11 protein-coding genes are annotated in these 12,538 nt (G+C 69.1%); 9 read left to right on the plus strand and 2 right to left on the minus strand.

Annotation, left to right across the window (positions count from 1 at the left end; genetic code table 11):
* The first annotated feature begins 5 nt into the window (after positions 1-5).
* From GGR47_RS04455 to GGR47_RS04495, 9 genes are all read left to right on the plus strand, one after another.
* A complete protein-coding gene (locus tag GGR47_RS04455) occupies positions 6-1,037 on the plus strand; it encodes an AAA family ATPase (RefSeq protein ID WP_147034976.1) in 1,032 nt (343 codons plus the stop codon).
* A complete protein-coding gene (locus GGR47_RS04460) occupies positions 1,034-2,638 on the plus strand; it encodes a hypothetical protein (RefSeq protein WP_147034977.1) in 1,605 nt (534 codons plus the stop codon). The genes GGR47_RS04455 and GGR47_RS04460 overlap by 4 nt, the downstream gene beginning before the upstream one ends.
* Before the next feature lie 12 nt (positions 2,639-2,650).
* Positions 2,651-4,081 carry an ExeA family protein gene (locus GGR47_RS04465; protein ID WP_147034978.1) on the plus strand — a complete coding sequence of 477 codons (1,431 nt, stop codon included), beginning with the start codon at positions 2,651-2,653 and terminating at the stop codon, positions 4,079-4,081.
* Positions 4,071-4,925 carry an XrtA system polysaccharide deacetylase gene (locus tag GGR47_RS04470; RefSeq protein WP_147034979.1) on the plus strand — a complete coding sequence of 285 codons (855 nt, stop codon included), beginning with the start codon at positions 4,071-4,073 and terminating at the stop codon, positions 4,923-4,925. The genes GGR47_RS04465 and GGR47_RS04470 overlap by 11 nt, the downstream gene beginning before the upstream one ends.
* Positions 4,925-5,968, plus strand: coding sequence for a FemAB family XrtA/PEP-CTERM system-associated protein (locus GGR47_RS04475; protein WP_147034993.1), 1,044 nt, complete (start codon positions 4,925-4,927; stop codon positions 5,966-5,968). Before GGR47_RS04470 ends, GGR47_RS04475 begins: the two co-directional genes overlap by 1 nt.
* Positions 5,968-7,122 (plus strand): TIGR03087 family PEP-CTERM/XrtA system glycosyltransferase, encoded by a 1,155-nt coding sequence (locus GGR47_RS04480; RefSeq protein ID WP_147034980.1) that lies wholly within the window; start codon positions 5,968-5,970, stop codon positions 7,120-7,122. Before GGR47_RS04475 ends, GGR47_RS04480 begins: the two co-directional genes overlap by 1 nt.
* The gene (gene xrtA / locus GGR47_RS04485; protein WP_147034981.1) at positions 7,119-8,615 is read left to right on the plus strand and encodes an exosortase A; all 1,497 of its coding nucleotides are present in this window, start codon (positions 7,119-7,121) and stop codon (positions 8,613-8,615) included. Before GGR47_RS04480 ends, xrtA begins: the two co-directional genes overlap by 4 nt.
* Entirely contained in the window at positions 8,615-10,501 is a 1,887-nt protein-coding gene (locus GGR47_RS04490) for an XrtA/PEP-CTERM system amidotransferase (RefSeq protein ID WP_147034982.1), read from the plus strand. The genes xrtA and GGR47_RS04490 overlap by 1 nt, the downstream gene beginning before the upstream one ends.
* 78 nt (positions 10,502-10,579) lie before the next feature.
* Positions 10,580-11,890 carry a methyl-accepting chemotaxis protein gene (locus GGR47_RS04495; RefSeq protein WP_147034983.1) on the plus strand — a complete coding sequence of 437 codons (1,311 nt, stop codon included), beginning with the start codon at positions 10,580-10,582 and terminating at the stop codon, positions 11,888-11,890.
* Positions 11,891-11,893: 3 nt separating this feature from the next.
* Here the strand turns inward: GGR47_RS04495 and GGR47_RS04500 are convergent, their stop codons facing one another.
* Together GGR47_RS04500 and GGR47_RS04505 are read right to left on the minus strand one after the other, a co-directional pair.
* The gene (locus GGR47_RS04500; RefSeq protein ID WP_017978200.1) at positions 11,894-12,079 is read right to left on the minus strand and encodes a hypothetical protein; all 186 of its coding nucleotides are present in this window, start codon (positions 12,077-12,079) and stop codon (positions 11,894-11,896) included.
* Entirely contained in the window at positions 12,079-12,504 is a 426-nt protein-coding gene (locus tag GGR47_RS04505) for an MAPEG family protein (protein ID WP_147034984.1), read from the minus strand. The genes GGR47_RS04500 and GGR47_RS04505 overlap by 1 nt, the downstream gene beginning before the upstream one ends.
* Positions 12,505-12,538 lie beyond the last annotated feature (34 nt).

Below are 12,538 nucleotides of genomic sequence, written 5' to 3' on the forward strand. Positions count from 1 at the left end.
ACGATATGATGCACAAACCCATCCGCCGCGACTCGCTGCTCGAACGGGCCGCGCGCGCGTATGATTTCAGTGCGGGGTTCCGCGCGCCGGTGAAGGACGCTGGCGATCCGGTGCAGGATGACGCCGTTCCCACGGCCATGCCTGCGCCCGACGTCGAGCCGGCATCGGTTGCCGAAGAGCCGGCATGGCAGGCGGCGGCGCCGATCGACGATCCGACCTTCCTCGCCATCCCGCCCGAGTTGCGCGCGCCCGTGGGGCAGGAGTTGCCGCCGGCCTTTTACGAAACGCCCGAGCTGAGCGACATCGCCGGCATCGATCGCGGCATGCTGGCCGAGGCGGGGATGATCGTGCCCGGCGCACCGGTCGGCCCGCTGGCGGAGGAATTCCGCCTCATCAAGCGCCAGTTGCTGATCACGCGCGAACGCATCGCGCAGGGCCATCAGGGCGACAAGGCGCGGACCGTGCTCGTCTGTTCGGCGCGACCGGGCGACGGCAAGACCTTCTGCGCGGTCAATCTCGCGCTCTCCATGGCGATGGAGCGCGATACCGAGGTGCTGCTGGTCGATGCCGATTTCGCCAAGCCCGACGTGCTGGTGCGCCTGGGTCTCGCCGAACAGCCGGGGTTGCTCGACGCACTGGCCGACAGTCGGATCGATGTCGAGAATCTCGTCATCCGCACCGATATCGGCGGCCTGTCGATCCTGCCTGCGGGGACGAAGACGGCGACGGATACCGAGTTGCTGGCCTCCGCGCGTACGCGGACGGTGCTGTCGCGCCTGCTCGACGCCAATCCGCGCCGCATCGTGATCTTCGATTCGCCGCCCGCGCTGGCCGCCTCGCCCGCGGCGGTTCTGGCGATGCTGGTCGGGCAGGTCATGCTGGTGGTGCGCGCCGACGATACGCCCGAAAACGAACTGCGCGAGGCGGTGCAGCGGCTCGACGGCTGCGACGAGATCACGCTGGTGCTCAACGCTGTGTCGTTCGTGCCCGGCGGACGACGCTACGGCACCTATTACGGTCAGGAGGGGGGCAAGTGAGGCGGTCTATCTCTCTCGGGCTGGCGCTGGGCGCCTGTGCGGTCGCCGGATCGGCCGAGGCGCAAGGACGGCGCGTCACCGCAACGCCCTATATCGAACTGGGGCAGGTGCTCGACGCCGATCTCAACAGCGGCGACGTGCTGACCTATTCGACCATCGCGGCCGGGATCGATTTGGCCGCCAATACGTCGCGGGTGAACGGGCAGCTGTCCTATCGCTACGAACGGCGGATCGCCTGGGACGACCGGATTGGGGATTCGGACGTCCACACCGGTCTGGCGCGCGTCTCCGCCAAGGTCGCGCGCGGCCTGACGCTGGAGGCGGGCGGTATCGCGACACGCGCGCGTGCCGACATCCGCGGTGCGGCGCCGGGCGTGCTGGTCGGCAATGTCGATAACATCAGCCAGATCTATTCGGTCTATGCCGGCCCCAGCTACGCGACCAACGTCGGGCCGGTGGCGGTCGCCGCCAGCTATCTTGCGGGCTATACGAAGGTCGAAAGCCCCAGCTTCGTCGGCGTCGGCCCCGGCCAGCCGCGCTTCGATTATTACGATACCGCCTTCAACCAGTCCGCCGGGATCAGTGCGGGCGTGCGGCCGGGCCAGGTCCTGCCCGTCGGCCTGACCGCCAGCGCCGGCTGGGACCGTGAGGATGCGGGCCAGCTCGATGGCCGCTACGAGGGCTGGCGCGTCCGCGGCGACGCGTTGATGCCGGTATCGCCCTATGTCGCGCTGACCGCAGGTGTCGGCTACGAACGGATTGAAACGAGCAATCGCCCGGCGCTGACCAATGTGGCGGGCCAGCCCGTCGTCGATGGCGATGGCCGCTTCGTCACCAACAGCGCCGCGCCGCGCCAGATCGCCTATCGCACCGATGGCGTCTATTACGATGCGGGTGTCGTCTGGCGCCCCAACCGCCGCGTGTCGGCGGAGGCGCGCGTAGGCAAGCGCTTCGGGTCGATCAGCTACAGCGGTCTTGCCACCTATCAAGCGTCCGAACATGTCGGAATGGCCGTGAGCGTCTATGACAGCGTCACGACCTTCGGCCAGCAGCTGCGCAACGGGCTGCAACAGCTGCCGACCAGTTTCATCTCCGCCCGCGATGCGTTCACGCAGCAGTTCAACGGCTGCGTCTTTTCGACCAGCGGGGCGACGCCGGGCGGCTGCCTGAACGACGTGTTCCAGTCGATCCAGACCGCCAGCTATCGCGCGCGCGGCGTCGATGCGGTGCTATCGGTCACGCGCGGGCGGACGACCTATGGCGGCGGCATCGGCTATGCGAACCGCAAGCTGTTCAACCGCGACGACGTGCCCGGCGTGACGCTGTACGGGATCGAGGATCAGAGCGCCTATGGCCAGCTGTTCCTCAACCGCCAGCTGTCGCCCGTCTCGACCATCGACGGCAACCTGTTCGTTAATTATTACGAATCGGGCGTTGCGCAGGCGGCCGGCGTCTGGGCCTATGGCGGCACCGCCAGCTATGGGCACAGCTTCGGCCGGATCACCACCTCGGCCAGTGCGGGCGTTTATGCGTTCGACACGGGCGATCTGGACACCACCTGGTCCGCGCAGGCGCTGATCGCCGCGCGCTATTCCTTCTAGGGGCCGCACAGGATGTACGAAGATCATTTCGGGCTGACCGGACGCCCCTTCCAACTCACCCCAGACGCGCGCTTCTGGTATGAGACGGCGACGCATCGCAAGGCGATGGCCTATCTCGGCTATGGCATCGCGCAGGGCGAGGGGTTCATCGTCGTGACCGGCGATATCGGCGCGGGCAAGACGACGCTGGTGGGGCATCTGACCGGCCTGCTCGATCCCGCAGCGCTGAACGTCATCACGATCGTGTCGACCGCGATCGCCGCCGACGACCTGCTGCGCGTCGTCGCGACGGGCCTCGGCGTCGATCCGGCCAACCTGACCAAGGCGCAGCTGCTGACCGCGATCGAACGCGGACTGCATGCGGTGAAGCGCTCCGGCCGGCGGACGCTACTGATCGTCGACGAGGTGCAGGCGCTGCCCGTCGATTCGCTCGAAGAGCTGCGCATGCTGTCCAACTTCCAGGCGGGCGGGCATGCGCTGCTGCAGATCCTGCTGCTCGGCCAGCCCGAGTTCCGCGAGCGGTTGCAGGGATCGGAGCGGCTGGAGCAATTGCGCCAGCGCGTCATCGCCATCCACCACCTCGATCCGATGGAGCCGCATGAGGTTGCCGATTATGTCGCGCACCGCCTGTCGGTGGTCGGCTGGCAGGGGCGGCCGGACTTTGCGGACGACGCGTTCGAGACGCTGTATCGCGGATCGGGCGGCGTGCCGCGGCGGCTCAATCAGCTTGCCGCGCGCGTGATGCTGGCGGCGGCGCTGGAAGGGCATGAGCTGATTGACGGTCGACTGGTGCGCCAGGTGGTACGCGATCTGGAGGCGGACCTGCCGGCGAGCTTTACGCCGACGGTGGTGCAGCCGGCCCCTGAACCCGAACCCTTGGCCGAGACGGCGGTCACGGCAGAGCCGGTCGCTATCGAGCCCGCGGTCGTGACGGTCGAGGTGGAACCGGAAACCGCCATTGAAGAACCGGCCATTGAAGACGTGACGCCGATCCGCCGCTTCGTGCCGCGCACGCCGCAATGGCTCGAACCCGTCGCCGATGCGCCGCGCGATCCGCTGCCGATCGTGGCGGAGCCTGTGGTGCAGTTTGTCGAAGAGTCTGCGTTCGCGCCGATCGTCGCGGATGCGTCCGACGACGTTACGTCAGAGCCACTGGTGGAAGAAACGACGACCGAAGACACGCCGGTCGCGGCCGAACCGGAACCGCAAGCGGCACCGGCGGCCCCCGCGTCGAGCGATGCCGAGTGTATTGCGGCGCTGGAGGCGCGGATCGCGCAACAGGAAGAGGCGCTGCGCCGTGTGCTGACGCTGCTGGTCGACTGGGTCGAGGCAGACCGTAGTGAGGCGGCGGCGACCGCAATGGTTGCCGGCGTTGCCGACCTGCACCACGGCCATGATGCCGTCCCCATCCGCTCGCCCGCCGCGTGGGACCATGCCGCCTGAGCCGCTCCGCAACGGCCTGTCGGTCGATGTCGAGGAATGGTTTCAGGTCGGCGCGTTCGAACGCACGATCGACCGCGCCGACTGGGACACGATCGCGAGCCGCGTTGAAGCGAACACCGGCGCGGTGCTCGACCTGTTCGCCGAAAGCGGGGTGAAGGCGACCTTCTTCACGCTTGGCTGGGTCGCCGATCGCCATCCGCGACTGATCCGCCGCATTGCCGACGCGGGACATGAAATCGCGAGCCACGGCTGGGACCACCAGCGCGTCTTCACCATGGACATCGCGAGCTTCCGTGCCGACCTGGCGAAGGCGCGTGCGGCGCTGGAGGATGCAAGCGGGCAGGTGGTGACCGGCTATCGCGCGCCCAGTTTCTCGATCGACCCGCGCAACCTATGGGCCTTTCCGGTGCTGGCGGAGGCGGGCTACGCCTATTCGTCCAGCGTCGCGCCGGTCGCGCACGATCATTACGGCTGGCGCGATGCGCCGCGCTACGCCTTTCGTCCGCTCAAGGATTCGCCCTTGGTCGAACTGCCGGTGACGGTTGCGCGCATGGCGGGGCGGCATATCGCGACCGGCGGCGGCTTCTTCCGCATGCTGCCCGGCGCGCTGACCGATTTCGCGGTGCGGCAGGTCAATGCGGAAGGCCATGCGGGCATCTTCTACTTCCATCCCTGGGAGGTCGACCCGGACCAGCCGCGCGTCGCGAATGCGCCGCTGCGGTCGAAGGTGCGGCACTACAGCCGGCTCGGCGCGATGGCTGGCAAGCTGCGTGGACTGATCGCCCGCCACGACTGGGGCCGCGTCGACACCGTCGTCGCGCGCGAGGCGGCGCTGCTCGCGTGATGCATGCGCCGATCGAGCCGCGGCTGGACGTGCGCGAGGCGAACCTGGGCGACGTCCGGGAGAGCGGCGCGATCGACGCCTTCGTTCGGGCGGCGGCAGAGGCGACGCCGTTCCATCTGACCGGCTGGAGCCGCGCGGTCGAGCGCGGCTGCGGCCAGCGTGCCCGCTATCTGGTCGCGAGCTATCCCGACGGCGATATCGCCGGTGTGCTGCCGCTGACCGAGATGCGATCGCCGCTGTTCGGTCGGGCACTGGTGTCGACCGGCTTCGGTGTCGACGGCGGCATATTGGGCGATGGCGTGGAGGCGCTGGCGGGGGCGGCCTGGGCGCTGGCGCAGCGGCTGGGCTGCCCAGGCGTCGAATTGCGGGGCGGGCCAGCGCCGCGGGGCTGGGCGACCAACGATACCGCCTATCTCGGCTTTGTCCGGGATCTGGCGGCGGATAACGATGCGGAATTGCTGGCCGTGCCGCGCAAGCAGCGTGCTGAAGTGCGCCGCGCGCTGGGGCTGGAGCTGGAGGTCGTCACCGGTGGCGAGGCGCTGCTGCGCGAGCATTATGGCGTCTACGCCGTATCGGTGCGCAACCTGGGCACGCCGGTGTTTCCGGCCAATCTGTTCCGCCACGTTGCGGGGGCGCTCGACAGCGATGTGCTGACGGTGCGGCATCAGGGCAAAGCCGTGGCGAGCGTGCTGAGCCTGTATTTCCGCGGCACCGTCTTTCCTTATTGGGGAGGCGGGACGGCGGCGGCGCGGGGGCTGCGCGCCAACGATCGCATGTATTTCGCGCTGATGAGCCATGCGCGGGATCGCGGCTGCACGCGGTTCGACTTCGGCCGGTCGAAGACGGGTACGGGTGCGGCGGCGTTCAAGAAGAACTGGGGCTTTACCGGCGTGCCGCGCTGCTATGCGACGCGCAGCGACGGGCCGGCGCGCGAGGTCAATCCGCTCAATCCCAAATATGCGATGATGGTGGCAACGTGGAAGCGGCTGCCGCTGCCGCTCGCCAATCTGATGGGACCGTGGATCGCCCGCGGCCTGGGCTGATGGAGCTGCTGTTCCTCGCGCACCGCGCGCCCTTTCCGCCCGATCGCGGCGACAAGATCCGCAGCTATCACGTCCTGCGTCACCTGATGGCACGCGCGCGCGTCCATCTGGTCGCGTTCGGGGAAGGCGATGCGGATTTCGATGTGCCAGCGCCCATCGCGGAAGGCCTGGAGAGCATCACGCTGATCCGCCGCACCAAGCCACAGGCGCTGGCGGCGGTCGAGGCCTTGGCGACGGGGCGGCCGGTGTCGCTGACCGCCTTCAATGCCCCGGCGATGCGGCGGGCGGTCGCGGCGCGACGGGTCGATGCCATCTACTGTTTTTCCGGGCAGATGGCGCAATATCTGCCCGCGGGCGTGCCGGCGGTGATGGACTTCGTCGACGTCGATTCCGCCAAGTTCGCGCAATTCGCCGATGCCGGCAGCATGGCCATGCGCTGGATGATGCGGCGGGAGGCACGGCTGCTCGGTGCGTTCGAGCGGCAGGTGTCGGCAAGCGTCCGCGCCAGCCTGTTCGTCAGCGAAGCGGAGGCGGCGCTCTTCCGCAGCGGCGGTGGGGCAGGACGGATCGTCGCGGTGGAGAATGGCATCGACGCGGCGGCGTTCGATCCGGCCGGTGTCGGTCCGGCGACACAAGGCCCGTTGCTCGTCTTCACCGGCCAGATGGATTACCGCCCGAACGTAGAGGCGGTGGTGTGGTTCGCGACTGAGGTAATGCCGCAGCTGCGGCAGACGCACCCCGGCGTCCGCTTCGCGATCGTCGGGCGTGCGCCGACCGCGGCGGTGCAGGCGCTCGCCGCGCCCGACGTGATCGTCACCCGTGCGGTCGACGACGTCCGCCCCTGGTTGGCGGCGGCGAGCGTGTGCGTCGCGCCGCTGCATCTGGCGCGCGGCATCCAGAACAAGGTGCTGGAGGCGATGGCGATGGCGCGGCCCGTCGTCGCCTCGCCCGCCGCCGCCGAGGGCATCGACCATGCCGGCACGTTGCGGGTGGCGGGGAGCGCGGCCGAGCAGGCACGGGCGATCGGCGCGCTGTTGGACGATCCGGATGCGGCATCCGCGCTGGGCGAAGCGGCGCGGGTGCGCGTGTTGGCGCGGTACGATTGGGCGGCGCGGCTGGCGCCGCTCGGGGCCCTGCTTGGGTTGGGCGCATGAGCGGCTGGCGGCGGCATGGGATCGCGCTGGCGCTGGCTGTTGCACTCATCCTGTTGATCTTCCGCGCCGACGTCGTGCGGCTCGTCACGATCTGGTGGACCAGCACGACCTTCGGGCATTGCCTGTTCATCGGGCCGGTGATCGGCTGGCTGGTCTGGCAGCGGCGGCGCGAGCTTGGTGCCTTGACGCCGACGGCCTGGTGGCCGGGGCTGCTGCTCGTCGCGGCGGGGGGCGCCGGCTGGCTGATGGGCGATGCGGGTTCGGTCAGCTTCGCGCGGCAATTGGGTGTGGTGCTGATGCTGCAAGGCGCAGTGGTGACGCTGCTTGGCGCGCAGGTGGCGCGCGGTCTGCTGTTCCCGCTGGGCTATGCGCTGTTCCTCGTCCCCTTCGGCGAGGCGCTCGAGCCGCCGTTACAGGCGGTGACGGTGCGGATCGTCATGCCGCTGCTGCACTTGGTCGGCGTTCCTGCCACGTCGAACGGCGTGCTGATCCACGCCGGCCGCTATTATTTTGAGGTGGCGGAGGCGTGTTCGGGCGCGAAGTTCGTCATCGCGATGCTCGCGTTCGGCGTGCTCGTCGCCAACGTCTGTTTCGTGTCGTGGCGGCGGCGGATCGGCTTCATGGTCGCCGCGCTGGTGGTGCCGGTGATCGCCAACGGCCTGCGCGCCTTCGGAACGATCTACGCCGCGAACCTGACCAGCGTGGAGGCGGCGACGGGGTTCGACCATATCGTCTACGGCTGGCTGTTCTTCGGGCTGGTGATGGCGGCGGTGCTGGCGATCGGGTGGCGCTGGTTCGATCGCGCGCCCGATGCACCCGCGTTCGATCCTGCGCGCCTGCCGCCCGTGCGGAGGGGGCGGATCGCGTTGCCGCTCGGCGTGCTGCTGACCGCCACCACCGCCGGTGTCTGGCCGGTGTGGAGCGCCGCCATCGCGCATCGCGCCGCGCCATTGCCGACGCAGATCGATTTGCCGGTAGTCGCCGGCTGGACCCGGGTGCCGCTCAGCCAGCGCGCGGCGTGGCAACCTTACTACCCCGGCGCCGACCATGTCCTGTTCGGCCGCTACGCCCGCGATGGCGCCGCGGTCGACCTGGCCGTCGCGGTGTTCGCGTCCCAGGGCGAAGGGCATAAGATCGGTGCGTTCGGCACCGGCCCAATCCGCGAGGAGGACCGCTGGGTCCGCATCGCCGACGCCGCGCCGATCGCTGGCGGTGCAACGCTGCGTATGACCGCGCCGGGGAGCGACGGCCATGCGGTGGAGCGCATCGTCGCGACATGGTACGTCGTCGGCAACAGGGTTACGGCGGACGAGCGCGTGGTGAAGATCGAGACGATGACGGCAAAATTGCTCGGCGGTCCGCAGCGAGCGGTGGCGATCCATCTGTCGGCCGAAGTGACGCCGGGCCGCGACGCGCGCGCGGACATCGCCGCCTTCGCCGCGGCCTTGGGCCCGATCGATGGCGTGGCGGATCGCCTGACGGGCGCGCGCTGATGTGCGGCATTGCGGGGCTGTTTCACCCCGGCACTCCTAAGCCCGTCGATCCCGCCCGCATTGCCGCGATGATCGCGGTACAGGCGCACCGTGGTCCAGATGGCGAAGGCATATGGACCGCGCCGGGCGTCGGGCTGGGCCATCGCCGACTATCGATCATCGATCTGGAAGGCTCGCCGCAACCGATGCATGCGGGCGCGCTGAGCGTCACCTACAATGGCGAGATCTACAATTTCGCCGAGCTGCGCGCGCAGCTGGAGCGGGGCGGCGCGCGCTTCGTCACCGATGGCGATACCGAGGTGCTGCTGCACGGCTGGCGCGCCTGGGGGCCGGGGCTACTCGACCGGCTGAACGGCATGTTTGCCTTCGCGCTCCACGATGCCGAGGCGGGGACGCTGTTCCTCGCTCGCGACCGGCTGGGCGTGAAGCCGCTCCATTATGTCGAGCTGTCCGACGGCAGCCTCGCCTTCGCGTCCGAACTGAAAGGCCTGCTCGCGCATCCGCTGCTGCGCCGCGTGCCCGATGCGACCGCGATCGAGGATTATCTGGCGTTTGGTTACGTCCCCGACGACGCCTGTCTGATCGCCGGCGTGCGCAAGCTGCCCGCCGGCCATTGCCTGCTGGTGCGGCGGGGGCAAAGCGTACCGGCGCCGCGCCGCTGGTGGGACGTCAGCTTCGCCGATCGCGCGACCGGATCGACACGCGCGCTCGGCGAGGAGCTGCTGGCGCATATGCGCGAGGGCGTGCGCAGCCGCATGGTCGCCGACGTGCCGCTCGGCGCCTTCCTGTCGGGTGGCGTCGACAGCTCCGCGGTCGTCGCGCTGATGGCGGAGGCGAGCAAGGCGGCGGTGCGCACCTGTACGATCGGCTTCGACGAGGCCGGCCATGACGAGCGCGCGCATGCCGCGGTGGTCGCACAGCGTTTTGCCACCGATCACCATGCGCAGGTCGTGCGCCCCGACGATTTCGCGCTGATCGACACGCTGGTGCATCATTTTGACGAACCCTTTGCCGATGGCAGCGCGCTAGCCACCTATCAGGTCGCGGCATTGGCGAGAGCGCGGGTGACCGTGGCGCTGTCGGGCGATGGCGCGGACGAAGTGTTCGCCGGCTATCGCCGCTACCGTTTCCAGGCGGCCGAAGAGCGCGTGCGGGGCCTGTTGCCGCCCGCATGGCGCACCGCGGCGTTCGGGACGCTGGGCCGCTATTATCCCAAGGCCGATTGGGCGCCGCGGCCGCTGCGCGCGAAGACGACGTTACTCGCGCTCGCCAGCGATGGCGACGAGGCTTACGCACGCGCCGTCGGTGTCACCTCGCCAGAGCTGCGAGGCATGTTGCTCGGCGCCGATGTGCGCGCCGCGCTGCAGGGCCACCGGGCGGAGGACCGCTACATTGCCGCGATGCGCGCGGCGCCGGCGCGCGACGCGATTGATCGTGCACAATATGCCGACCTGAAGATCTGGCTGCCCGGCGATATCCTGACCAAGGTCGACCGCACCAGCATGGCGGTGGGTCTGGAGGCGCGCGAGCCGCTGCTCGACCATCGGTTGGTCGAATTCGGTGCGCGACTGCCCGCGTCGATGCGGCTGCACCGGGGGACGGGCAAATGGCTGATGAAGCGCAGCCTGGAACGCTATCTGCCGCGCGACATCCTCTACCGGCCCAAGATGGGCTTCGTCACGCCGATCAGCGACTGGTTCCGCGGCGCGCTGGCCGACGAAGCGGAGGCGCTGACCCGGTCGCGCTTCCTTGCCGACAGCGGCTGGCTGGCGATGCCGACCGTCGCGCGGCTGGTCGAGGCGCATCGCAGCGGGCGCGCCGATTACGGCCGCACGCTGTGGCAATTGATGATGCTGGAACGCGCCGGACGCCGCCTGTTCGGCTGATCGTTTCGCGGCCGGTGTCACCGCACTGTCATCAAATCCTAACCCGCCATTTACCGCTCGCCCCCTAGGGTCGCGGCCATGTTGTTCGACATCGATCTGCTGCGCAACGGCGCTTTCGGTGGCGTGCAGGCGTCGGTGAAGGGCGAGGGTGTTTGCCTGATCCACACCGCCTCGCTGGCGCAAGCGGTGGATATGTTCCGGCAATCGCCCGATCTTCGGCTGCTCGCGATCGTCGATGCGCAGCGCCGTCCGGTGGGCGTTATCCGGGAACGCGATGTCCGGACCATCCTGTTCAACCCGTTCGGTCACGCGCTGATGCAGAACCCCAGCATCGGCGGATCGCTGACGACGCTGATTCGGCCCTGTGGGACCGCCGATGCGGGGCTGGATGCCGATGCGCTCGTGCTCGCCTATCTCGACGCGGGCGGGGACGGACTGGTGCTGACCCGTGATGGCGTCTTCGATTCCGTGGTCGATGCGACCGCATTCGAGCGGCTGTCCATCCAGCGTCGTACCCAGGTGATGACCGATCGCGAGGCGCGGGCGGCGCGGATCGACGCGGCGGGCAAGGCCTTCACCGCCGATGTCGCGCATCTGGCAGCGGAACTCGCCGAGGCGGCGGAGCGGATCGCCGCAATGGCGGGGTTGGTCGTCACGCGCGCGGGGGCCTCGCGCCGGGATGCGGCGTCGGTGGCGGGTGCGACCGGGCAGATGGTCACCGCGCTGACCGACATCGCGGAACTCGGCCGGACCCTGGCGACGACGCTGGACGGCATCGGCGGGCAGACGGCCCGCGCCGCGGCCTTGCGCAACGATGCGCGCGTGGCGGTGACAGCCGCGGGCGATCGCGTGACGCGGCTGGTGGAGAAGGCGACCGCGGTCGACGACATGCTGCGCCTGATCCAGACGATCGCCAGCCAGACCAACCTGCTCGCCCTCAATGCCGCGATCGAGGCGGCGCGCGTGGGAGAGGCGGGGCGCGGCTTTGCGGTCGTGGCGAGCGAGGTGAAGATGCTGGCGCAACAGACCGGCACGGCGGCCAAGGACATTGCGGCGCGGGTGGCGGACATGCACGGCCTGCTCGGTGACGTCGTCGGCGGCCACCGCACGCTGGAGGCGACCATGGCCGCCATCGCCGATACGGGCGTCGCGATCGAACAGGCGGTCGCCGCGCAGCAGGGGGCAACGCGGCGTATCGCCAGCCATGTCGAGCAATCGGCAGAGGCAGGCCATGCCATCGACGATCGCGCGCGTGCGATCAGCGATCAGTCGGCGGCGATCGGTGACGACGTGTCCGGGCTGGAGGCGGTGTCGCGGACGCTGGCCGAATCCACCGGCCGTCTTCAGTCGCGCGCGCGCAGCTTCGTGCAGCTCACCGCGTCGTTGTAGGCGTCAGCGCAGCTTGGCGATCGACAGGCCATCGGCCTTGGCGCGATCCTTAGTCGATTCCTCGCTGCGTTTCAGCGCCTTGGCGATTGCTTTCAGCGCCATGCCCTTCTTGGCGAGCGTGTGCAGCTTCTGGATCTCGTCCGCGGTCCAGGGCTGGCGATGGCGTTCGAACGTCTCTCCCTTCGCCATCAGAACACCGCCAGTGCGGCGTGGAGGGTGAGCGCGGCAAGCGCGACCGTGGAAGCGAGGAACAGCATGAAGCGGGGCAATACGCGATTGACCGTCGCCTGCACCAGCGAATGCGCGATCCGCAGGCCGACATAGGCCCAGGCGATCGCCGCATTCGGGCCATCGCCCGTGCCGCTCAGCGCGATGACGGTGCAGACGGCGTAGAATAACGTCGGCTGCTCCATCAGGTGATTGTAATTGTGCGCCTTCCACTGGATGTGCCGCGGCAGCGCCCGATCCGCGTCGGCGGCGGTCGATCCGACCAGCTTGCCCATGTCGACGCCCGCCGCCTTCATCGCGGGCATGCGCGTCGCCAGCATCCAGACGAACATCACGAGTGTCCAGGCGATGAGTGCCACCATCGGGCGCAGGATGTCGCTGTGCATGTTGTCCCCTCCGTTGGGAGCGGAACCTGACGCA

Origin of the sequence: Sphingomonas aquatilis (genome assembly GCF_014196115.1) — a bacterium.
In the GTDB taxonomy this organism is placed as follows: Bacteria; Pseudomonadota; Alphaproteobacteria; order Sphingomonadales; family Sphingomonadaceae; genus Sphingomonas; species Sphingomonas aquatilis.